Raw genomic sequence first — 23,599 nt, 5'->3', positions numbered from 1 at the left:
TCAATCCCTCAAAGTGGCGTTAAACTGCTGTTTTACTTGAGAAACAACAGCCTCCACCAAGTCGTTGACTTCTTGATCCTTAAGAGTGCGCGAACGGTCCTGGAAGGTCAAGCCCAAGGCGAGACTTTTGCGATTTTCACCAATGCTATCACCTTGATATATATCGAAAATCCGAACATCAGTGAGACGTTCGTCACAGGTGTCGCGAACCGCTGCCACCAAATCCCCTGCCGGAACGCCAGCGTCCACGACAAAAGCCAGGTCGCGACGCATCCGCGGCTGATCGGAAACACCGGCAAAGTGAGGCAGTATTCCTTGCTGCAGTGGCGCCAGCGCCAACTCAAAGGCATACAGGTTGGCCGGCAGGTCCAGATCTGCCGCCAGGCGCGGGTGGATGCGGCCAAGGTAGCCGACCACCTCACCACCGCGACTCAAGGCCGCCGTCTGCCCCGGGTGCAGGGCAGGATGCTCACCCGCGGTAAAACTGAACGCGCTGGCATCGGACAGACTGAGCAGGGCTTCCACATCCCCTTTCAGATCAAAGAAGTCTGCCGCCCGCTTGCCTTCCCAGTTTTGCGGCTGGGCGCTGCCGTAGACCAGCCCGGCAATCATCGGGGTTTGTTCCAGCTCGCCTTGCGCTTGAGGCATGAAACGCAGGCCGGTCTCGAACAGACGCAGACGATCCGCCTGACGGTTCAGGTTGTGGCGCGCCGTGCTGAACAAACCGGCCAGCAGCGTGGTGCGCATAACGCCCAGATCAGCAGAAATCGGATTGAGCAGCGGCAGCGGCTCAACGCGAGGCTCCACCTGCTTGAGCAAACCCGGCTCCACAAAGGTATAGGTAATCGCTTCAAGATAGCCGCGATCGATCAAGGTATCGGCCAGACGGCGCACTGCCACCACATTCTCGCCGACGGTATCGCCCGACGGAGAGCCTGCCGGCACGCGACTCGGCAGCTTTTCATAGCCATAGATCCGCGCCAGCTCTTCGATCAGGTCGGGCTCGATGGCCATGTCAAAGCGCCAGCTCGGCGCCAGCACGGTCCAGGCATCACCGCTGGCGGCGGGCGTGATGGCCATGCCCAGACGACCAAGGATGTCTTCGACCTGCTCGGCGGGCAATGCCATGCCCAACAACCCTTCGATACGCTCTGCGCGCAAGGCAATCTCGGCCTGCCGTGGCAGTTTGGCGTCTTCCACGGCCTCACACACAGGCCCTGGCTGACCGCCGGCGATCTCCAGGATCAACGCGGTAGCACGCTCAATCGCATCCTGCTGCAATTGCGGATCAACCCCGCGCTCAAAACGGTGAGAAGAGTCGGTGTGCAGGCCGTAGGAACGGGCCTTGCCGGCAATCGCCAGCGGCGCAAAGAACGCACACTCCAGGAAAATGTCCTGGGTCTGTTCGGTGACCGCGGAGGGCTGGCCTCCCATGACACCGGCCACGGCAAGCGCGGCGCTGTCATCGGCAATCACCAGGGTGTCATCCCGCAGCGTCAGCGTCTGCTCGTCCAGGGTTACCAGTGTCTCGTCAGCCTTGGCCTTGCGCACGGTGATACCGCCGCTGATCTTGGCCAGATCAAACGCATGCAGCGGCTGGCCCAGTTCCAGCAGGACATAGTTGGTCACGTCGACAATCGGGTCGATGGTACGCAGGCCGGCCCGGCGCAGGCGCTCGACCATCCACAATGGGGTGTCAGCCTTGACGTTAACGCCCTTGATGACCCGGCCGAGATAACGCGGGCAGGCATCGCTGTCAGCCAGGGTGATGGTCAGGGTGTCATCAATCGCAGGCGTCACCTGGCTGATGGCGACTTCGGTGAGCGGACACTGATTCATTACCCCCAGCTCGCGGGCGATACCGCGCACGCTCAGGCAGTCTGCGCGGTTCGGGGTCAGATCCACCTCGATCACCGCATCATCCAGCTGCAGGTACTCCCGGAAATCCGTACCCACCGGCGCATCGTCTGGCAGCTCCATCAAGCCATCGATGAGGTCTTCCAGACCCAGCTCGGAGGCGCCACACAGCATGCCGTTGGATTCCACGCCACGCAGCTTGGCCTTCTTGATCTTGAAGTCACCGGGCAGCTTGGCGCCCACTTGCGCGAAAGGAATTTTCAGGCCTGGGCGGACATTGCTGGCGCCGCACACCACCTGAGCTGTCTGCGAGCCGTTACTCACCTGACAGACGCGCAGTTTGTCCGCATCAGGGTGCGGCTCGCAGCTTTCTACCTGCCCCACCACGACACCGGAAAATACCGGCGCCGCCGGTTCCACGCCGTCCACTTCCAGACCAGCCATGGTCAGCTGCTTCACCAGGGTGTCCGTATCAACCGCGGGGTTAACCCATTCCCGCAACCAGGCTTCATTTACGAGCATGTTCAAATCCTTACTAGCGTCTTGTTACCACAGAGGGCACAGAGTCATTCTCTGTGTGCCCTGTGGGCTCTGTGGTGAATGTGTCAGCTGAACTGAGACAGGAAACGGGTGTCGTTTTCAAAGAACAACCGCAGGTCGTTCACGCCGTAACGCAGCATGGTGATACGCTCAATCCCCATACCGAAGGCAAAGCCACTGTATTCACTGGCATCGACACCGCCGTGCTCAAGCACTTTCGGATGCACCATGCCGCAACCCATGATTTCCAGCCAACCGGTATGGGAGCACACACGGCACCCTTCTCCACTGCAGCTCACACAGCCCACATCCACTTCCGCACTGGGCTCGGTGAACGGGAAATAGCTGGGACGGAAGCGCACCGGCAGGTCTTCCACCTCAAAGATGAAACGCAGGAATTCCGCCACGGTGCCACGCAGGTCGGCAAAGGTGATGTCCTTGTCTACCAGCAGCCCCTCCACCTGGTGAAACATGGGGGTGTGCGTGAGGTCGGAGTCACACCGGTACACACGCCCTGGCGCAATAATCCGGAACGGCGGTTTGCCCTGCTCCATCACGCGCACCTGCACCGGTGAGGTGTGCGTCCGCAGCAGACGGCCATCACCAAAATAGAAGGTGTCGTGCATGGCACGGGCCGGGTGATGGGAAGGAATATTCAACGCTTCGAAGTTATGGAAATCATCTTCCACTTCCGGGCCTTCGGAAATATCGAAGCCAAGACGCAGGAAGAAATCCTCGATACGGCGGCGCATGCGGTTCACGGGATGCAGGTTGCCCGGCATCTCACCGCGACCGGGCAGTGTCACATCCACGGTTTCACTGGCCAGTTGTTCGGCCAGGGCGGCTTCTTCCAGCAGGGTCTTGCGAGCGGTAATCGCGTCCTGAACCTTCTGCTTGCCTTCATTGATGACCGCCCCGGCCTTGGGGCGCTCTTCTGCGCTCAACTTGCCCAGCCCCTTCATCAGGGCACTGATTTCCCCTTTCTTGCCCAGGTATTTCACCCGCACATCGTCCAGGGCCCGGATATCACCAGCCTGCTCTACCTCTGCCAAGGCGGCATCGACCAGGGCATTGAGATTTTCCATCGAAGACTCCGCAGTCTTTTATAAGCTGCAAGCTTCAAGCTGCAAGCTTCAACACGGTTCGCGACTGTTGCCATCCGAAACCGCTTTCCCCGCGCCGCTACGTTCGGGCGCGGCATTGAGGCTTTCGAATAGCACAACGCTGAAGCCGCGTTGTAGCTTGCAGCTTGTAGCTTGTAGCTGGTCTTTTAAACAAAAACGGGGGAAGAGCGCGAGCTCTTCCCCCGTTGAGTATGCTGCTTCGTTCAGGACGAAACAGTGAATCAGGCGGTGAGACTCGCTTTGGCTTTCTCGGCCAAAGCGCTAAAGGTTGCCTGATCGCGAACAGCGATGTCCGCCAGTACTTTACGGTCGATATCGATGGATGCCTTTTTCAGGCCATCGATCAGACGGCTGTAGGACAGGCCGTTCAGACGCGCAGCGGCGTTGATACGCACAATCCACAGACGACGGAACTGACGCTTGCGAACCTTACGGTCACGGTAAGCGTACTGACCGGCTTTGGTAACGGCCTGTACCGCTACACGGAATACACGACTGCGGGCACCGTAGTAGCCTTTAGCCTGCTTGAGAATTTTCTTGTGCCGACGACGGGCCTGCACACCACGTTTTACTCGTGCCATTGTCTAGTCTCCAGATCCGTATCAGTTATGCGTAGGGCATCATGCGTTTAACCAGAGCTACATCAGACTCATGTACCTCGGTTTTCGGACGCAGCTGACGGATAGTCTTGGAGGACTTCTTGGTCAGAATGTGGTTTTTGAATGCCTGCTTGCGCTTGAAACCGGAGGCGGTTTTCTTGAAACGCTTGGCAGCCCCACGATTTGTCTTGATTTTAGGCATGGTACCTTCTCAAGTTGGTTAATTTAGGGAGTAACACTTTCCGAATCAGAAAGGGTTACTTCTTCTTTTTGCCCGGGCCGATCACCATGATCATCTGGCGACCTTCCATATTCGGGCGTTGCTCCACAGTGCCGAACTCTTCCAGGTCCTTCTCGATACGCTCGAGCAGTTCCCGGCCCAGCTCCTGGTGAGCCATTTCCCGGCCGCGGAAACGGACGGTAATCTTGGTTTTGTCGCCGGCCTCGAGGAACTTTCTGAGGTTACGCAGTTTCACCTCATAGTCGCCGATATCGGTGCCGGGACGGAATTTGATTTCCTTGACCTGAGTCTGGCGCTGCTTCTTGCGCCCCTCTTTGGCCTTTTGCTTCGCCTCAAACAGGTGTTTGCCGTAATCCATGATTCGACAAACCGGCGGTTCCGCACCAGGGGAGATTTCTACCAGATCCAGTTGCTTCGCGGTCGCCTTGTCCAGTGCATCCTGCAGGCTGACAATCCCTACCTGCTCACCGTCCACATCGATCAACCGAACTTCGGTTCCCTGGATTTGCTGATTGATCCGGGCGCGTTGCTCGCGGCCCTTGTTGCCTCCACGCTTAATGTCGTGAACCTCCACTCTGTTTTAGACAATGAGGCGACGCCTCGCCGCCCCAGTAAAGGCGCGCATTGTATGCCACTACAATGGGCACAACAACCCCAAACCCGCTGGTTTGAAGCGCGCAACTGACTGAAACGGAATGAATTCTGCCCGGCAGTGAGACTCTGCTCACGATCCGGAAGCCGTCTCAGCGGCCCCGAATTCCGGGAAGGCTGCGTATTTTAAGCAAATCCGCTTGTTTTTCAAGCAGCAAAACGGCCTGACCGCCAACAAAAAAGGCGGCCACAGGCCGCCCTTTTCGCTGATCCGGCCTTACTCCCACTCAATCGTGGCTGGCGGCTTGGACGAAATGTCGTAGGTCACCCGGCTGATGCCAGGGATTTCATTGATAATGCGGCTGGAGACCAGCTCCAGGAATTCATAAGGCAGGTGTGCCCAGCGAGCGGTCATGAAGTCGATGGTTTCCACCGCACGCAGCGCGACCACATATTCGTAGCGGCGGGCATCGCCCACCACGCCCACGGATTTGACTGGCAAAAACACCGCAAAAGCCTGGCTGGTCTTGTGGTACAGCCCCGCCGCTCTCAGCTCTTCAATGAAGATATGGTCCGCCAGACGCAAGGTGTCGGCGTATTCCTTCTTCACTTCACCAAGGATACGAACCCCAAGGCCCGGACCCGGGAAGGGGTGGCGATAGACCATGTCGTAGGGCAGGCCCAATTCCAGACCGATCTTGCGCACCTCATCCTTGAACAGCTCACGAAGAGGCTCCACCAGCTTGAGCTTCATGTCTTCCGGCAGGCCGCCCACATTGTGGTGGCTCTTGATCACGTGCGCCTTGCCTGTCTTGCTGGCGGCGGACTCGATCACATCCGGGTAGATGGTGCCTTGGGCCAGCCAGTTGGCGTTCTTCAGCTTGCCCGCTTCTTCATCGAAGATGTCGATAAAGGTATTACCAATGATCTTGCGCTTCTTCTCCGGGTCGGCCTCTCCGGCCAGCTTGCCGAGGAAATTGTCTTCCGCGTCCACACGGATCACTTTCACGCCCATGTTGTCGGCAAACATTTCCATCACCTGGTCACCTTCCTGGTGACGCAGCAGGCCGTTGTCCACAAACACACAGGTAAGCTGCTCACCAATGGCCTTGTGCAGCAGCGCCGCCACCACTGAGGAATCCACGCCACCGGACAGACCGAGGATCACCTCGTCGCTACCCACCTGCTCGCGGATGGTCTCGATAGCGTCGTTGATGATATTGCTGGGGGTCCACAGGGCTTCACAGTCACACAACTCACGGACAAAACGCTCGAGCAGCCGACCACCCTGCAGGGTATGTGTCACTTCGGGGTGGAACTGGATGCCATAGAACCGCTTTTCATCGTTGGCCATGCCGGCAATCGGGCAGCTGCCGGTGGTGGCGATCACCTTGAAGCCGTCCGGTGTCGCACCGACACGGTCCCCGTGGCTCATCCACACATCCAGAAATTCACTGGCATGCTCTTCATGGTCGACAATGCCATCGAGAAGGCGGTTACTTTCTGCCTTTTCCACCCGGGCGTAACCAAACTCGTGTTTCTCACCCGCGACCACCTTGCCACCCAACTGCTCGGCCATGGTCTGCATGCCATAGCAGATACCCAACACCGGCACGCCAGCGTCAAACACCGCCTGCGGTGCACGCGGGGTTTCAGCCGCTGTCACAGACTCAGGACCACCCGACAGGATAATGCCCTTGGGCGCAAACTCGCTGATCTCTTCTGCGGTCATGTCAAAGGCACGAATTTCACAGTAGACCCCGATTTCACGCACACGACGGGCGATCAGCTGGGTGTACTGGGAACCGAAGTCCAGAATAAGGATGCGCTGGGCATGGATGTCTTGCATGGGGTTCAATCCCGCGGTGGTTGCCGGCGGCTGGCACCGGGCCTTGTTGGTTACGGGTCGGACGTCGGATGTCTGACGTCGGACGCTTTAAAAAAACAAAACGGCCGGAGATGCCTCCGACCGATTCTGGCGTCAGACGTCCAACCTCAGACGTCCGACCCCTTTCAAGTCACGATAGACCTCGAATCACCCAACCGGATAATTCGGAGCTTCCTTCGTAATCGTCACGTCATGCACGTGGGACTCTTTCATCCCGGCGGCAGACACTTTCACGAACTCGGGCTTGGTGCGCATTTCATCGACAGTGGCGCAGCCCGTGTAGCCCATAGAGGCACGCAGGCCACCCATCAGTTGGTGAACGATGGCGCTCATCGGCCCCTTGTAGGGCACCCGGCCTTCGATACCTTCTGGCACCAGCTTTTCAATACCGGCCGCCGCATCCTGGAAATAGCGGTCGGATGAGCCAGTCTTGCCCGACATGGCACCCAACGAGCCCATGCCACGGTAGGCCTTGTAGTAGCCCCCCTGGTACAGCTCGACTTCACCCGGGGCTTCTTCCGTTCCTGCCAACAGGGAACCGATCATGATGGCGCTGGCACCCGCCGCCACAGCCTTGGCAATATCACCGGAGAAACGAATACCGCCATCGGCAATCAGCGGCACGCCGGTACCGTCCAGGGCGGCCGCCACGTCAGAAATGGCAGAAATCTGTGGCACGCCGATACCCGCAACAATACGGGTGGTACAAATGGAACCCGGGCCGATACCGACTTTCACCGCATCGGCACCCGCCGCCACCAGGTCTTTTGCCGCTGCCGCGGTGGCAATGTTGCCGCCAATAACCTGCACATCCGGGAAGTGTTTCTTGACCCAGGCGACACGGTCGATAACGCCCTGGGAATGACCGTGAGCGGTATCCACAACGATAACGTCGACACCCGCTTCAACCAGTGCGGCCACACGCTCATCCGTACCGGCGCCCGTGCCCACCGCGGCCCCCACGCGCAAGCGGCCCTGAGAGTCCTTGCAGGCATTGGGATATTTGCGGGCCTTCTCGATGTCCTTCACGGTGATCATGCCGCGCAATTCACCCGCATCATTGACCACCAGCACCTTCTCGATACGGTTCTTGTGCAGCAGCAGCTGGACTTCGTCTGCGCCGGCGCCTTCCTGCACGGTCACCAACCGGTCCTTGCCGGTCATGATGTCTTCAACGTGCTGGTCGTAGTTGGTGACGAATCGGGTATCACGACTGGTGACAATACCCACCACCTTGTCGCCTTCGACCACCGGCACCCCGGAGATATTGTTGGCTTCGGTCAGGCGCAGCAACTCCGCCACGGTGGCTTTAGGACCGATGGTGATCGGGTCTTTCACCACACCGGATTCGTATTTTTTCACCATGCGCACATTTCGCGCCTGGTCTTCCAGGTCCATGCTCTTGTGGAGGATGCCGATGCCGCCTTCCTGGGCCATGGTAATGGCCAGGCGGTGCTCGGTGACCGTATCCATGGCTGCAGACACCAGAGGGATGTTCAAAGAAATGTCCCGCGTCAATTTGCTCTTCAGGGACACATCCTTGGGCAGCACATTGGAATGGGCGGGTACAAGCAGAACGTCGTCGAACGTCAATGCTTCTTGCACGATTCTGAGCATATTGCACCGTAGGAAGTGAGAGGGTTTCTGACCTGAACCGCTGATTGGGGTTCTGTCAGGCGCACCCGGAGTTAAGGAGGGGACCCGGGTGCCGCCGGTCAAGGCGGCTTGGGAGCCTCTGGGCTATCCCTGAGTCTCGCCGGGCCACCCCCGGAAATTAAGCGGGCGATTATACGTCATTTCGCCCCTTGTACACAATCCAGACAGTAGCGGGCGGCGGCGAAAGTCGCTACTCTCCCGCGATGAGTTTTTCATCGCGTACCGACCCCCTTTCCATCAGCCAGCTGAACCTGGAAGCCCAGGGACTACTGGAAGGCTCCTTTCCGCTGATCTGGCTGCAGGGAGAGCTGTCCAACTTCTCCCGGCCTGCCTCCGGTCACTGGTACTTCAGCCTCAAGGATGCCCGCGCCCAGATTAATGGGGCCATGTTTCGAAACCGTAACAGGCTGCTGGATTTCCATCCGCAAAATGGCCAGCAGGTGCTGGTACGGGCCAAGGTCACCCTGTATGTCCCGCGCGGCAACTTCCAGATTGTGGTGGAACACATGGAGCCCGCCGGGGAAGGCGCGCTCAAGGCCCGATTTGACGCCCTCAAGGCCCAGCTGCAGGCAGAAGGCCTGTTTGCCCAGGAGCGCAAGCAGGCCCTGCCGGACTGGCCGCGACAGATTGGCGTGATCACCTCCCCGTCCGGCGCTGCCATCCGCGATATTCTTCAGGTTCTCAAGCGGCGCTGCCCATCGATCCCGGTGGTCATCTATCCTGCCGCTGTCCAGGGGGCCGATGCCCCTGCCCAGCTGACACAGGCGCTCAACACCGCGGTCGCACGCAATGAGTGCGACGTACTGATCATCGGCCGTGGTGGCGGCTCCCTGGAAGACCTTTGGGCGTTCAACGACGAAGCCCTGACCCGGGCCGTGGCCGCCTGTCCGATTCCCATCGTCTCGGCAGTGGGCCACGAGGTCGATACCGGGCTGACAGACTTTGCCGCCGACCTGCGCGCGCCGACCCCGTCTGCTGCCGCCGAACTGGTGAGCCCGGATCTGTCCGTGGTCAGCCAGCGGTTCAACACCCTGCAACGTCGTCTGAAATGGGTCATGGCCCAACAATTGCGCACGCCCGGCGATCGCCTGCGACACCTGCGCCAACGGTTGCGCTCCCCGCGTCACTCGCTGGAGCAAGGCAGCCAGCGCCTGGACGAACTCCACGCTCGCCTGCAGCGCCAGATGCAACATCGTCTGGACCTGCTTGGCAGCCGCCTGAAGCCCAGCCAGCAACGACTGGCAAGACAGTCCCCACAGCGAGTGCTGGCCGAGCGACAACAACGACTGGACAGCCTGAATAAACGGTTACCCGCCCCGCTGTTGCGACAATTGCAGCAGGAACAAGTCCGACTGGGAGGACTGGGAAAACGGCTGGATACCGCGAGCCCGCTGCGAACCCTGGCGCGGGGCTACAGCATTACCTTCAAAGGGGAGGACGCCGTGCGCTCCGCCGCACAGCTGCAACCCGGCGACACCATCACCACACGCCTGACAGACGGGGAGTTCAGCGCCCGGATTGAGCACGTTCAGGGGTCAGATACGGGGTCAGCACACGACTGAGTTGCTGACGGCGGAACGGCTTGGCCAGATGGTCGTCCATGCCTGCGGTTAAACACCGCTCACGCTCTTCTTCCATGGCGTTGGCGGTCAGGGCAATGACCGGAATAGGTGCCCTGCCCTGCTCCCGCTCCCACTGCCTGAGCTGACGCGTTGCCTCCATGCCGTCGAGCACCGGCATCTGCACATCCATGAGGATGCAGTCAAAATCCCGTTGCTTGACCCTGTCCAGCGCCTCTTTGCCATTGATAGCCGTGACCACCGTCACGCCCATTTGCTCAAGAATGCGGCGAGCGACCATCATGTTCACTTCGTTGTCTTCCACCAGCAGCACCAGACCGCTGAGCGTGCGCGGCTCAGGTTCACCGCTAATCAGCACCACTTCATTCTGCTCTGGCATGTCTTCCCGGAACAGCATCCGCAGCGTCAGTGTGAACGTACTGCCACCACTCTCTGAGCTATCCACGGTCAGCTGGCCACCCAGCATCTCGCTAAGCCGACGGGCAATGGCCAGCCCCAGACCCGTCCCGCCAAAACGTCGAGAGGTAGAGGAATCCAGCTGGGAAAATGCCTTGAACAATTGCGCCTGTTTTTCCTGCGGAATCCCAATGCCGGTATCTTCCACCGACAGTTTCAGATCCAGCCAGTCAGGTTCTACACGGGCACCGGCCACCCTCACGGTTACCCCACCTTCACTGGTGAACTTGATGGCATTGGAGATCAGATTATTCAGCACCTGTCGCAAACGGGTCGGATCGGTGCGTACAACACGATCATTGATAAGCCCGGTGGCCTCAAGGTGCAGATAGATGCCTTTCTTTTCTGCCAGATAACGGAAAGTGGAGAGACAGTTCTGCAGCAATGGCATCAGCTCGAAGTACATGGGATCCAGGTCCATGCGACCGGCTTCGATACGGGAAAAATCAAGAATATCGTTAATCACATCCAGCAGGTGACCAGTGGATTCCAGCGCTACCTGGGTGTATTCATGCTGTTCGTCGCTCTGGCGAGTTTCCTCCAGCAGCTGCAGCATACCCAGCACCCCGTTCATGGGAGTACGAAGCTCGTGGCTCATCATGGCAAGAAAATCACTTTTTGCCTGACTGGCACTCTGCGCCTGCTGGTGTGCTGCCTTCAATTCACCCATGGCCAACTGCTGGTCCTCATGAGCGGTCTCAAGGCTACCAGCCAGCTGATTAATGTCATCCTGCAGTTCGCCCAATTCACCGTGCAAACGGCTGGTTCCCCGCACATGGTAATCACCGTGACGCAGGGTCCTCAGCAACCCCGAGAGATAATTGATCGGTGACGCAATCTGGCGTGCCAAGTACTGGGCAATCCACAAGCCCAGCAAGGTGGCAGATAACGCAGGAATCAAACTGGCCAGCAGGATTTCCTTTTGCCGGGCCAGCAATCTGGCGTTGGACATACCCAGTACTACAGAGCCGATACGCACCGGCTCAAGGTTGTCATCCAGGGCCAGCCGCAAGGTATCGGTTTCCGCCACCGGCTGCTGATAGATGCCAGACTGGAACTCCATAATGCCCTGAGTACGGGGCTGATCATTGCGCCCCTCGTAAAGCAGCACTTTGCCCTTGTCATCACGGAATACCACATACTGCAAATCGGCTTGCTGCATGGCCAGCTGCGCCTGGCGGCGCAAGTCACCGTAGTTGCCCGCCAGCACCCCATACTCCGAGGAAGACGCGATCTGTTGGGCCATAAAGCTGCCCAACGCCTGTAAATCGCGATCAGCATCTTCGAATCGCTGCCAGGTCAGCGCCACCAGTAACAATCCCAGCATGAACAGTGCGGGCACCACACCGAGAATCTGAAGCTGCTTGCGAATGCCGGCCTGCTTTTTCATGGCAGCATCTCCAGCGCATCGCGCAGCGCGTCGGTGTTGCTGTAGCGCATGTCAAAGCTGCCAGCCACATGCTCATTAACGATCACCGAGGGGGTGTGCACAAAACCGGACCGACGGAACCGCTTGCGCTTTCGGAACGATTCCAGATGCACCAGGGTTTCTGATACCAGATCTCCTCCACTGGCATAGAGACTGGCGACGCTACCCGCCTGAACATAGCTTTGCTCTGGACCGAATACCGGTCGCCGCAAGCGGTAGCTGGTCAGCAAGATAAGTTTTGCTGCGGTCGGGCCAAACAAGGATTCATCCACCGGCAACAACAGCACGTCCAGATCCGGCAAGGCCTCTCGCAATACATCCCCCAGCTCATTGCGCGGGGAGACAACCATGGGAAACAGACTCAGCCGGCCGCTATAATCCTGGAGCGCCCCTTCTGACCAGGCACTGTTCTCTCCCAGTATCACGCCCACCTTACGCGCCAGCGGCATCATGTTTTCCAGCATGGCGAGCTGATCATCCAGCGCTACTCCCGCCCAAATCGCTGCGCAGTGACACCCCTTGCGCTCCACCTTTTCGGCAAGGGCACGGCTGACAAACACCCCCAATACCGGCTTGCCATGGGTCAGGGCTCGGCTAAAGGCCTCATCCCCCAGCCCGATGAGCATATCGCTGTCATCCACAGAGGCCACCAAGTCCAGCGGCTGGGCATCTGCGCTCAACGCCTGTATGAAACCGCGACGAAAGTTGCCCTCAGAGCCTTCCACATACACAGCTAGTGGAGGTATTTGGGCAAAAAGGGACGGGGCCGCCAGCACCAGCAGCAGCGCTATCAGCCAATGTCGTCCCTGTCGCATCAGATCTTCATCTCCAGCTCCAGCCACATCCTGTCTTCCTGGTACTGGTTTTCCTCGAAGACAATCGGTTCTTTGTTCAGCGCATGCTGAACCACCGCTCGCCACTCCAGCTCCGCCGGACCCGCGCGGTGACGGAAACGGATTTGCAAATCCGCCCGTTGGTAACGATAGTCGTTATAGTCGTTGGCCTGATAATACGCCGTAGAGAGCCCCCAGCGGGAAGCAAACTGCCACGCCCACAGGACACTGCCAGAATCCCTGGCCGCAATTCGGCTCTCGGTCTTCTTGTTGGTATGGGTATGAATGTGCGCCCCGGTCAGCCGGAGAAGATGATTGACCGTGGGCCGAAAGGTCAGCTGAGCTTCCGTTCCCTGGTGGTTTACCCAGCCCTCATTATTGGGTTCAAACTCGAACGGATTCAACGCATGGCTGAGCAGATCAGTGAGTTCTTCCTGAAAGTAGCGTACGTCCAGTTCCAGATAACGGAACTGGCCATAATAACCCACTTCCTCTGAACGAATTTTCTCTGGCTTGAGGGTGCCGGGGCTACTCTGGGTAATAAAGAAATAGGCAGGTGACCATCCCAACAGGCCATTGGGGTTACTGGCGAAGGGCTGAGACATCTCCATCGCCTCAATATTGGTGTGCGCCTGATCTTCGTAAATGTCCGGGGTACGCACCGCGCGAGAATAGACATAACGCAAGGTATGGCTTGGCGCCACACGCCAACTCACACCCCCACGGGGACTGAAGTGCTCACCGCTGATCTGGTCCCGCTCCCAGTACCCACCAAGGTTGAGGGTCAGCGGGCTCAACACATCGACAGCCAGATTCCCAAACAGCCGGTAACTGAGATTATCTTCAGTACCGGAGAGATAGCTATCCGAGCTGACACGGTCGTGACGCAGATTGGCACCACTGACCAGTCGCAAACGTTCATTGATCTGCCAGGTATCCTGCACTTCAAGATCATAGCGCTCTTCCTGCAAGTCCAGTTCACTGTCAGCACAGAAATTGCCCACCGCGCCTTGAAGGGTACCGTAACGAGACAAGACAGCCGCGCTTGATGGCACGGCCGAAAAGGTAGCCCCTGTATCGCCTCCATTTTGCAGATACAGCTCGCGCAGCTCTCTGGAGAACAACAGCCCGCCACCGGGACCAGGCTGCCCGGTAAACGGATCCAGGTAACAAACCCCAAACCCCGTGGCTTCGTTGCTGTATTGCCCGTAGGTACTCAGCTTGAGCTGATGAGTCGCCGAAAAGACATGCTGCCATTCCAGCGACAGAAATGCCTTCTCCCCTTGTTGAACCGGGTCATGGGTGTAATTGCCAATGTCGGCAACACCGGATTCTTGCTGGCGCTCGAGCCAGCTCTGACTACCGCCCGCCTGCACCGAAAAGGTGTTGCGGTCATCCACTTCCCAGAGCCACTCGCTGTTCAGGGTTTCAATCCGCTTTCGATCCGGACGAATCTCGCCTTCAAACGGTTCGTCGTAACCGTCATCCGCGCGGCGTGACACCGAGGCTCGCCAGGCGCTGTTGTCACCATGACCCACAGCAGCGGCGCGACCATCCAGAATGCCATTATTCCCCCCGCGGACAGACACGGAATGCTTGCTGATATCCCGCGGATCACGGGTAATGATATTGACCACTGCCGTGAAGGCGTTGGCACCATAAGCCGCCGCTGCCGGGCCGCGTGTCACCTCAATGCGTTCCACGTCCCGGATATCCACGGGCATGTCATTCCAGCTGACCCGGGACAGCCCTGGCTGATACTGGCTACGGCCATCCAGCAACACCAGCATACGACGGGAATCCCGCGCCTGGGTACCGTGATAAGCCACCGTGGGGACATTGCCATCCACTTTGATGGCCGTCATGCCGGGCACCAGTTTCAGCACTTCATAGAGTTCACGGGCGCCACTGGCCTCGATCAGGTTTCGATCAATGACCGTGACACTGGCGGGCGCCTCAGACTGGGGCTGGCTGACCCGTGCGGGAGTGAGCACCATACCCGGCTGCTCGGCAAGAGGCATCATGGGCTCCATGGCCCACAGGCTGGCAGGCAAAAGCGCACCTGCAACAATACATCCCCTCTTCCCCCAGCGTTTGATGATCAGCCCTCCCCAGGCGATTCGTCACTTCTTCATGCGTTTTATCATACGGCGCCGCTTATGGGCCTGACGCTCGGTGAGCTCATTCTTTCGCCCCTCATAAGGGTTGGAGCCGGATTTGAATTCCAGCCGGATCGGTGTGCCTTCCAGCTGCAGGGCTTCACGAAAACGGTTTTCCAGGAAGCGCTTGTAGGTGTTGGGCAACGACTCGGTGCGGTTGCCGTGCAACACGATGGTGGGAGGATTGTTGCCCCCCATATGCGCAAAACGCAGCTTGGCACGGAAACGGCCATTACGCGGCGGCGGATGCCCGGCGGTGATGGACTCCATGATCCGCGTCATTTCGTTGGTGCCAACCTTGATAAAGGCGCTGTCCCAGGCTTTTTCCACCATGCCCCAGAGGTCGCCTACGCCGGTGCCATGCAGGGCTGAGATAAATTTGATCTTCACCCAGGGGGCAAATTCCAGCCGACGCCCCAGCTCCACGCGCACCCGCTCCTTGTGGTCCGCTTCCAGGCCATCCCATTTATTCACTGCAATCATAAGCGCACGACCGCTATCGAGAACATAGCCCAAAAGGTGAAGATCCTGATCGGTAATGCCTTCCCGGGCATCGATCACAATGACCACCACCTGAGCGGCCTCCACGGCCTGCAGGGCCTTGATGACAGAGAACTTCTCCACCATCTCGTAGACCTTGCCACGACGACGTACCCCGGCCGTATCAATCAGCGTGTAGGGCTTGCCCATGCGCTCAAAGGGAATTTCGATAGAGTCTCGAGTGGTCCCCGCGTGGTCAAACACCACGACCCGCTCTTCACCAAGCATGCGGTTGATCAGGGTGGACTTGCCCACGTTGGGCCGCCCCAGCACCGCCACACGGATGCTGTCATCCTGCCGGGGCCTCTCGGCTTCCTGCTCAGGATCAAGCGGCTCCAGATCCGGAAACGCCTCCATGACGGTTTCAATCATGCTGCGAACGCCACGCCCATGGGCGGCCGCGATGGGCAGCACGTCGCTCATCCCCAGGGCATAAAAGTCTGCCATGGCGGTATCGGCATCAATGCCATCAGTCTTGTTGACTACCAGATAGGTTGGCTTGGGCAACTTGCGTAATTCGCCCGCGATCTGCTCATCCGCTGCGGTCAGACCGGCGCGGCCATCCACCATGAACAGCACCAGATCCGCTTCCCCTACGGCGCGCAGGGACTGGTCTGTCATGGGGGCATCAATGCCATCCTCATTCTCACCAATGCCACCGGTATCTACCACGGTATAGGGGTAATCCCCCATGCGCCCGTCACCGTATTTACGGTCGCGCGTCAGGCCCGGAAAGTCTGCCACCAAGGCATCACGTGTACGGGTGAGTCGATTGAACAGGGTGGATTTGCCCACATTGGGCCGCCCCACCAGGGCGATGACCGGTTTCATAGATGTCTCTGCAAGGGTGTTTGGGCACTATGGTAACGCGAAACGTGTCTGTACGCTTTACGCAAAACGCCCCACAGGAGCAATCCTGCAGGGCGTTCTGAGAAGGTTGGCCGGATGGTGCTAACGTGGCGTCAGCTGATAGGCAGACAGTTTACCGTCATAGCCCAGCACATACAGGGTGCCGTCATAACTGACCGGGGTGCCGGCAAAGCCGTCACCATCATGGCGTTTGCGCGCCACAATGCTGCCATCGTCAGCGTTCAGCCAGTGGATGTAGCCCTCGTAGTCCCCCACCGCCACCAGGCCATCCTGGTAGGCCGTGCCGGTAAGGCGTCGACCGTAGAGTTTATCTTGTTTCCACAGTACCGCCCCCCCGCGCTGGTCTACTGCGCGTACCACGCCCACATCATCTGCTACGAACAGGTTTCCGCTGCCACTGGTGCTGATATTGAGGGCACTGGACATGTCTTTGTCCCAGTATTGGCGACCGCTGTCCTGATCCATGACGCTGATGCGGCCCTGAAAGGACACGGCAAACACCCCACCGCCTTCCACAATCAGGTTACTGTCCACATCGATCAGACGATCCAGCTCGGAGCGGCCGGTGGCTTCGGCAATACGCTGTTCCCAGACCGGCCCACCAGAGGCGAGATCCAGTGCCGCCACTTTGGCATTGGCAAAGCCGGCATACACACGATCATTGGCAATGGTGGGCTGCGCCAGCCCCCGCAGGGTCAGGGTCGGCACCGGCGTTTCATAGTCCCAACGCTGCTCGCCCGTGGCGGCGTCCAACGCCACCACATGACCATCCTGGGTCTGGAAAATCGTCAGACTGCCATCGCTGACAGGAATGGCCAGCGCTTCACCGGAGAGCTGGGTACGCCATAGCTCATCACCCGTTTCAGCGTCCAGCGCCACAGCCATACCTTCTCGGGTACCGTAAAGCACCATGCCGTAGCCGGCATAGAACCCACCAGCAATGCGATCACCGGTTTTCTTGCGCCACAAACGCTTGCCCTTGTCCCGGCTTACCGCGTAGATATCGCCAAAGACATCGCCAGCAATGACTTGCTGAGTAGTTACCGCAGGGCGCAGGGTGAGCTGGCTGTCTTCAATTCCGTCCCCCACACCCTCGCTCCACAGCCGCTTGACCTTGTAGCTGGCCTCGAAGTCAGGCAGATCGTTGGGTTCAATGGCGTTGGGGTTGGAGCTACAGCCGACCAGCACCAGGCTGGCCAGCATCAGGGGAAGGAGGAAATATTTCATTTAGCTCTTCAGGTCGTCCAGTTTCATTTGCACGCGGTCTTTCTCTCCGCCGTCCTGGAGCGCAGCCAGCGCTTCTTCATAGCGCTGCACCGCCACTTCGGCATCGCCCTGGCCCTTGGCCAGATCACCGCGCAGTTCCAGTGCCATGCCGTTGAAGGCTTCCGGGTAGCGCTTGTCCAGCTGGGTCTGCGCCTTGTCCCAAGCTTGCTGGTGAAGGTAGACACGAGCCAGGCGCAAAGCCGCGGTATATTCGATGGCGTCGGTGGCACCGTTGCTGGCAACTGACTGCAGCAGCTCCGCCGCCGGATCAAACTCACCGGACTGTACTGCAAGGCTGGCTTTGGCCAGGCGCGCATAGTCGGCATACGCAGTTTTCGGGTAGGCCTCAATCAGGGCATCGGCCTTGGCCGTGATGGAGGTCACATCCTGTTCCGGGGCGACCAGCTCACGCAACATTTCCTGATACTGGGCAGAAGCTTCAGCCGATTGCCCGGCACTGTGGTCTTGCCACTCCCGCCAACCGATCAGAGCGGCCACCGCCAACACGATGGTAATGATGGCGGCAGTGCCATTTTGCTGCCACCAGTTCTTGAGCAGTTCCGCCTGCTCTTCTTCGTCACGGATGTAATCGACCACCCTGATCTCCTTTCCTTTTTTATTGTCCGGAATGCGCGACCCCGGTGTCTGAATGTTAACCCGCCGGTGCCGTTATGACTCCAGCAGGGATATGACCGCGTTGGCGATATCCCCTTGTGCTACCTGTGTCTGTTCGCCCTGGCCACGTAACGGTTTCACCATTACCACACCACTGGCAAGCTCATCTTCGCCGATGATCAAGGCAATGGCCGCACCACTGCGATCTGCTTTTTTCATCTGGCTTTTGAAACTGCCGCCACCACAATGCAGCTGCACTGCACGGTCGGGCAGCGCATCGCGCAACTGCTCGGACAATGCCATGGTGGGAGCCAATACATCCCCCATGGCCATCACATAGACGTCAACCGGCGCCGACAGTTCCGGACGGTTCTGCTCAATCAACAGAATCAGTCGCTCAACCCCCATGGCGAAACCCACTGCCGGGGTGGGCTTGCCGCCCAGCTGCGCCACCAGACCATCGTAACGACCGCCAGCACACACGGTGCCCTGGGCGCCCAACGCGTCGGTGACCCACTCGAAAACGGTCTTGCCGTAATAGTCCAGCCCGCGCACCAGATACGGGTTCACTTTATAAGCAATGCCATTGGCATCAAGCAAGGCTTTCAAGCTCTCAAAATGGGCGCGGGCGTCCTCATTGAGGTAATCCGCCAACTGCGGCGCCCCTTCCAGCACTTTGCGGGTGCCTGAGTCCTTGCTGTCCAGTACTCGTAGCGGACTGCGCTCGATACGCTTGCGGGAGTCCTCGTCAATCTGCTCTACATGCTCCTGCAAATAGGCTACCAGCGCGTCCCGGTAGCGGGCACGATCATCGGCATCTCCCAGCGAGTTCAGCTCCAGGGTGACCTTGTCGGCCAGGCCCAGGACTTTCCACAAACGCGCCGTCATCAGAATCACTTCAGCGTCGATGTCCGGCCCATCCATACCGAAAGTTTCCACCCCGATCTGGTGAAACTGACGATAGCGGCCAGCCTGCGGCCGCTCGTGACGGAACATGGGCCCGGTGTACCACAAACGCTGAATCTGGTTGTAGAGCAAACCGTGCTCTTCGCAAGCGCGTACGCAGCTGGCAGTGCCTTCGGGGCGCAGGGTCAGGCTGTCACCGTTGCGATCGTCAAAGGTGTACATTTCTTTTTCGACGATATCGGTCACTTCTCCGATGCTGCGCTTGAACAGATCCGTCTGCTCCACAATAGGCATACGAATTTCCTGGTAGCCATAGCTGGCCAACACATCGCGCACCTTGCCTTCCAGCCACTGCCAAAGGCCGGTTTGCTCCGGCAGGATATCGTTCATGCCGCGAATGGAAGTAATCTTTTTACTCACGAAAATTCCTTGCTAAAAACGTCAGACGTCGGAGGCCAGACGTCTGACGCAAAACCTTCCGAGCTCAAGCGTCAGTCGTCAGACACCCGACGTCCGAGCAGTCATTCACTTCTCGCGATGATGCCTTTCGCTTCATCTTCGCGTTGTTTTTTTACCTTGGCGCGAACCATGCGCTCCAGCTCATCGACCAGGTCATCCTTGCTGACGTGATGGCTCTTCTTGCCATCCTCATAGGACAGATTATTCGGGGTGCCGCCGGTCAGGCCCACATCGGCTTCGCGGGCTTCGCCCGGCCCATTCACCAGGCAACCGATCACCGCCAGATCCACGGATTCGTTGATATCTTCCAGCCGTGCTTCCAGTTCGTTGACGGTCTTGATGACATCAAAGTTCTGCCGTGAGCAACTGGGGCAAGCAATGATGTTTACGCCTTTCTTGCGTAGATTCAGGCTCTTGAGAATATCGAAACCCACCCGAACCTCTTCCACCGGATCTGCGGCCAGCGAAATTCGGATGGTGTCGCCAATCCCTTCCATGAGTAGGGATCCCAAGGCCACGGCAGACTTTACGGTACCGGAACGGAACGTCCCGGCCTCGGTCACACCAAGGTGCAAAGGCTGCTCAATCTGAGCGGAAAGCTTGCGATAAGCCTGCAGCGTCATGAAAACGTTGGACGCCTTCACACTGACCTTGAAGTCCTGAAAATCGTGACGATCGAGAATGTCCACATGCCGCAGAGCAGACTCCACCAGCGCATCCGACGTAGGCTCGCCATACTTACGTTGCAGTTCTTTTTCCAGGGAACCCGCATTCACACCAATACGGATGGGCAACCCCTTGTCCTTGGCACACTGAATGACAGCCTTGATGCGATCTTCCCGGCCAATGTTGCCGGGGTTGATGCGCAAGCAGTCCACACCTTTTTCCGCCACTGCCAACGCAATCTTGTAATCGTAGTGAATATCCGCCACCAGCGGCACATCCACCTGTGAACGAATCTTGCCGAAGGCGTCAGCGGCCTCCATGCTGGGCACAGACACCCGGACGATATCGACCCCCGCATCCTGCAGCCGGCGGATCTGGCCAACCGTGGCGTCCACGTCACAGGTTTCGGTGTTGGTCATGCTCTGCACGGAGATGGGCGCGTCACCACCCACCGGCACCTTGCCGACAAAGATCTGCCGGGTCTTGCGGCGCTCAATTTTGACTTCCGGTTCCATGGTGTTTCCTGGTCTCGCGAATCAGGGAAGGGTGATGCGGACAACCTTACCGGGTGAATCCGTCGGCAAGGTGACAGCCTCGCCATTAAGGTGAATATCAGACACCGCGCCGGCATTACCCAAGGTGACATTGAAAGGTGCCTGGCCATCCAGTTGCAGGGAGGCGCCAGCTTGCTGCTCACCCTGTCGCAATGTACGCCCTGAGGCGTCCGTGATTTGCACCCAGCAATTGGCGGAAAAGACCAGAATCAGACGATCAAGGCCGTTGTCCGCCAGCATCGAGGGCGCCACGGTGCCCACCTCTGCCTCAGGTTCAGGCTGCGCCGGCTCGACAGGCTCGTCAACCGGCAACATCTCTTCACTGCCCTCAGGAAATACCTGATCAGCCTCGGCGCCGGAACGGTCATCGACCGAGTCCGTTAACTCAGCGGCCTCATCGTCCGAGGCCTGAGAGGCCAGCGGCTCCTGCTGGGTACTCTCCTCGACGACAGCCGCGTCCTCACGGCCTTCCGGCCAGGCTAACAGACCGATGACCACCACGAGCAAGACCAGCACAATCCAGACCCAGGGCCGTGACAGCAAGCCCCGCTTGAGAGGCATGGACGGCAATTCAAGAGGCTTGTTGAACGCATCCTCGTTGACCATTTGCTGAAAAGTATTGGCCACCTCATCTGCGGGCAAACCCAACAAGCGGGCGTAGTTTTTCAGGTAGCCCTTGACGAAGGTTGCCTCGGGGAGCCGCTCGTAATCGTCTGCTTCCAGCGCCAGCAGATAGGTCTGTGAAAGGTGCATGCGCTTGGCGGCTTCTGCCGGGGTCCAGCCCATGGCTTCCCTGGCTTTTCGGCAACGCTCACCGGGCAGCACAACCATGTCTTCACTCATTGTCCACCCTCCGCTTTGGCTTGCTTCCAGGTCTGCCACTCACGGTACTCTGGCGAGCGGCGGTAGAGATTTTCCAGTGCCAGCTCATAGCTGGACTGCTGGTCCTTGAGGCCACGGGCACTGGCAAGCTGGATACCCAGCCATAGCGAACGGGCACTCTGGCGATTGGTCCGCTGCAGATACTGCTTGTAATAATCCCAGGCCAGACGGGCATTGCCTTCGCTGTGATACAGATCAGCCAGCTCCAGGTTTGGCACCACAGAACGGGGATTCAGTCGCAACGCCTTGATAAAGGCCTTTTGCGCCTCCTCATCACGACCCAGCTCACGGTAGCAACGCCCCATATTTTCCCAGGCACTGGCCCGTCCATCATAACTGGGGTCATTGGCGGCCTTGTCGAACTTGTCCAGCGCCTCTTTGTAATCCCCACGAGAGAACAACAGGGTGCCGTAGTTGTTCAGCGCCGGAGAGTACTTGCGATCAGCACTCAGCGCCTTCTTGTAGTGGTATTCTTCCAGCTCGGGATCTTGCTCATATTTATAGAGCAGCGCCATGGCGTTGTGCGCGATGGCGCTGTCATCATTGAGTTCGAGCGCCCGGGAAAAATGACGGCGGGCTTCGGCCGGGTTACCTTGCTGGAGATACTGAAGCCCTGCCGCCACGCGGCTGGTCACCGCTTCGTCGATCTTGACTTCCTGCTTGCCCGTTTCCACCGTCACACACCCGGTGGTCAAAAGGCCTGCCAGAAGCAGGCCCGCAAAACCGCGAATAAAAAGAGTCATTAGGCTTGCGCTGTATTGTTATCCGAGTTTTCGGAGCGGTGAAAAATGGATTCCTTCCAGCGCTCACTGCGCCGGGTCCGGTCTTGCACCTGCCCCACCAGCTGACCACAGGCGGCATCAATATCATCGCCACGAGTCGTCCGTACCGTCGTCAACAATCCATTGTCATTCAGATACTTATGGAATTCCAGAATATCGCTCTTGCGTGAACGCTCGTACCCGGCATGCGGGAACGGGTTAAAAGGAATCAGATTCACCTTCACCGGAATACCGTTAAGCAGTTTAACCAACTGGCGGGCATGTTCCGGTTTGTCGTTCACATCCCGGAGCATCACGTATTCCATGGTAATGGTGTTGTGCTTGTGGGAAATGTTCTTGGTGTAACGCTTGCAGGCCGCCATCAGCTCCTTGAGCGGATACTTGCGATTCAGCGGTACCAGTTCGTTACGCAGCTCATCATTGGGGGCGTGCAGGCTTACCGCCAGCGCCACATCCAGATCCTGACTGAGCTGGTCCATCTTCGGAATCACCCCGGAGGTAGACAGGGTAATGCGTTTCTTGCCGATGCCGTAACCAAGGTCATCCTTCATGATGCGCATGGCGGTCAGCACGCGGTCGTAATTCAGCAGCGGTTCACCCATGCCCATCATCACCACATTGGTAATGGGGTGCTCACCCAGGTTACGACGCGGGCCGAAAGAACGGGCGGCCTGCCACACCTGACCGATAATCTCGGCGCTGGTCATGTCTCGCTGAAAGCCCTGCTTGCCCGTGGAGCAGAAGCTGCAATCCACGGCACAGCCCACCTGGGACGACACGCACAGGGTGCCGCGACGACCATCGGGAATAAAAACGGTTTCCACGGCACCGCCGTTGTCCAGTGCAAACACCCACTTGCGGGTGCCATCACGGCTGATGCTTTCGTGGCTCACTTCCGGACCGCGAATTTCGGCGACCTCGGCGAGTTTCTGGCGCAACGCCTTGCCCACATCGGTCATTTGCTCGAAGGAATCCGCCTGATGATGGTGGATCCATTTCAGCACCTGCTGGGCACGAAACTTCTTCTCGCCCATATTCAGGAAGAACTCTTCCATTTGCGGGCGATCAAGACCGAGCAGATTGACTTTCTGTTGGACAGTCATGGC

The 23,599-nt window shown here is 58.6% G+C and carries 19 protein-coding genes; 1 reads left to right on the top strand and 18 read right to left on the bottom strand.

Annotation, left to right across the window (positions count from 1 at the left end):
• The 7 genes from pheT to guaB all read right to left on the bottom strand — a co-directional run bounded on the left by pheT (position 1) and on the right by guaB (position 8,457).
• Positions 1–2,379 (bottom strand): phenylalanine--tRNA ligase subunit beta, encoded by a 2,379-nt coding sequence (gene pheT / locus A15D_RS03815; RefSeq protein WP_102790835.1) that lies wholly within the window; start codon positions 2,377–2,379, stop codon positions 1–3.
• Between the two features lie 83 nt (positions 2,380–2,462).
• A complete protein-coding gene (pheS, locus tag A15D_RS03810; protein WP_022986951.1) occupies positions 2,463–3,482 on the bottom strand; it encodes a phenylalanine--tRNA ligase subunit alpha in 1,020 nt (339 codons plus the stop codon).
• Positions 3,483–3,742: 260 nt separating this feature from the next.
• Positions 3,743–4,102 carry a 50S ribosomal protein L20 gene (gene rplT / locus A15D_RS03805; protein WP_022986950.1) on the bottom strand — a complete coding sequence of 120 codons (360 nt, stop codon included), beginning with the start codon at positions 4,100–4,102 and terminating at the stop codon, positions 3,743–3,745.
• Positions 4,103–4,127: 25 nt separating this feature from the next.
• Positions 4,128–4,322, bottom strand: a complete 195-nt coding sequence (rpmI, locus tag A15D_RS03800) for a 50S ribosomal protein L35 (RefSeq protein ID WP_022986949.1) — start codon at positions 4,320–4,322, stop codon at positions 4,128–4,130.
• 55 nt (positions 4,323–4,377) lie between these two features.
• Positions 4,378–4,935, bottom strand: coding sequence for a translation initiation factor IF-3 (infC, locus tag A15D_RS03795; RefSeq protein ID WP_022986948.1), 558 nt, complete (start codon positions 4,933–4,935; stop codon positions 4,378–4,380).
• Between the two features lie 294 nt (positions 4,936–5,229).
• Positions 5,230–6,801: a glutamine-hydrolyzing GMP synthase gene (guaA, locus tag A15D_RS03790; RefSeq protein ID WP_022986947.1), complete on the bottom strand. Its 1,572-nt coding sequence runs from the start codon at positions 6,799–6,801 to the stop codon at positions 5,230–5,232.
• A gap of 186 nt (positions 6,802–6,987) precedes the next feature.
• On the bottom strand, positions 6,988–8,457 hold the full coding sequence (gene guaB / locus A15D_RS03785) for an IMP dehydrogenase (protein WP_102790834.1): 1,470 nt from the start codon (positions 8,455–8,457) through the stop codon (positions 6,988–6,990).
• A 242-nt stretch (positions 8,458–8,699) separates the two neighbouring features.
• On the opposite strand from guaB, the gene xseA reads away from it, so the two are divergent.
• Positions 8,700–10,058 (top strand): exodeoxyribonuclease VII large subunit, encoded by a 1,359-nt coding sequence (gene xseA / locus A15D_RS03780; protein ID WP_102790833.1) that lies wholly within the window; start codon positions 8,700–8,702, stop codon positions 10,056–10,058.
• On the opposite strand, the gene A15D_RS03775 is transcribed toward xseA, so the two are convergent.
• The 11 genes from A15D_RS03775 to rlmN form a co-directional block, all read right to left on the bottom strand.
• The gene (locus A15D_RS03775; RefSeq protein WP_102790832.1) at positions 10,003–11,922 is read right to left on the bottom strand and encodes an ATP-binding protein; all 1,920 of its coding nucleotides are present in this window, start codon (positions 11,920–11,922) and stop codon (positions 10,003–10,005) included. The genes xseA and A15D_RS03775 overlap by 56 nt on opposite strands.
• On the bottom strand, positions 11,919–12,776 hold the full coding sequence (locus A15D_RS03770; protein WP_102790831.1) for a hypothetical protein: 858 nt from the start codon (positions 12,774–12,776) through the stop codon (positions 11,919–11,921). Before A15D_RS03770 ends, A15D_RS03775 begins: the two co-directional genes overlap by 4 nt.
• Positions 12,776–14,848 (bottom strand): TonB-dependent siderophore receptor, encoded by a 2,073-nt coding sequence (locus A15D_RS03765; RefSeq protein ID WP_233192050.1) that lies wholly within the window; start codon positions 14,846–14,848, stop codon positions 12,776–12,778. The genes A15D_RS03770 and A15D_RS03765 overlap by 1 nt, the downstream gene beginning before the upstream one ends.
• A gap of 69 nt (positions 14,849–14,917) precedes the next feature.
• Positions 14,918–16,324, bottom strand: a complete 1,407-nt coding sequence (gene der / locus A15D_RS03760) for a ribosome biogenesis GTPase Der (protein WP_102790830.1) — start codon at positions 16,322–16,324, stop codon at positions 14,918–14,920.
• Positions 16,325–16,444: 120 nt separating this feature from the next.
• Positions 16,445–17,590 (bottom strand): outer membrane protein assembly factor BamB, encoded by a 1,146-nt coding sequence (gene bamB / locus A15D_RS03755; protein WP_102790829.1) that lies wholly within the window; start codon positions 17,588–17,590, stop codon positions 16,445–16,447.
• On the bottom strand, positions 17,591–18,226 hold the full coding sequence (locus A15D_RS03750; protein WP_233192048.1) for a tetratricopeptide repeat protein: 636 nt from the start codon (positions 18,224–18,226) through the stop codon (positions 17,591–17,593).
• A gap of 72 nt (positions 18,227–18,298) precedes the next feature.
• Complete coding sequence (gene hisS / locus A15D_RS03745; RefSeq protein ID WP_102790828.1) at positions 18,299–19,570, bottom strand: histidine--tRNA ligase; 1,272 nt, start codon at positions 19,568–19,570, stop codon at positions 18,299–18,301.
• 101 nt (positions 19,571–19,671) lie between these two features.
• Positions 19,672–20,790, bottom strand: coding sequence for a flavodoxin-dependent (E)-4-hydroxy-3-methylbut-2-enyl-diphosphate synthase (gene ispG, locus A15D_RS03740; RefSeq protein ID WP_102790827.1), 1,119 nt, complete (start codon positions 20,788–20,790; stop codon positions 19,672–19,674).
• A 21-nt stretch (positions 20,791–20,811) separates the two neighbouring features.
• Complete coding sequence (locus tag A15D_RS03735; RefSeq protein WP_102790826.1) at positions 20,812–21,672, bottom strand: RodZ domain-containing protein; 861 nt, start codon at positions 21,670–21,672, stop codon at positions 20,812–20,814.
• The gene (gene pilW / locus A15D_RS03730; RefSeq protein WP_102790825.1) at positions 21,669–22,454 is read right to left on the bottom strand and encodes a type IV pilus biogenesis/stability protein PilW; all 786 of its coding nucleotides are present in this window, start codon (positions 22,452–22,454) and stop codon (positions 21,669–21,671) included. The genes A15D_RS03735 and pilW overlap by 4 nt, the downstream gene beginning before the upstream one ends.
• Positions 22,454–23,596 (bottom strand): 23S rRNA (adenine(2503)-C(2))-methyltransferase RlmN, encoded by a 1,143-nt coding sequence (gene rlmN / locus A15D_RS03725; protein ID WP_022986934.1) that lies wholly within the window; start codon positions 23,594–23,596, stop codon positions 22,454–22,456. The genes pilW and rlmN overlap by 1 nt, the downstream gene beginning before the upstream one ends.
• Between the last annotated feature and the right edge of the window lie 3 nt (positions 23,597–23,599).

The organism is Alcanivorax sp. MD8A (assembly GCF_002888555.1).
In the GTDB taxonomy this organism is placed as follows: Bacteria; Pseudomonadota; Gammaproteobacteria; order Pseudomonadales; family Alcanivoracaceae; genus Alcanivorax.
This window is presented reverse-complemented; position numbering and strand designations above follow the sequence as displayed.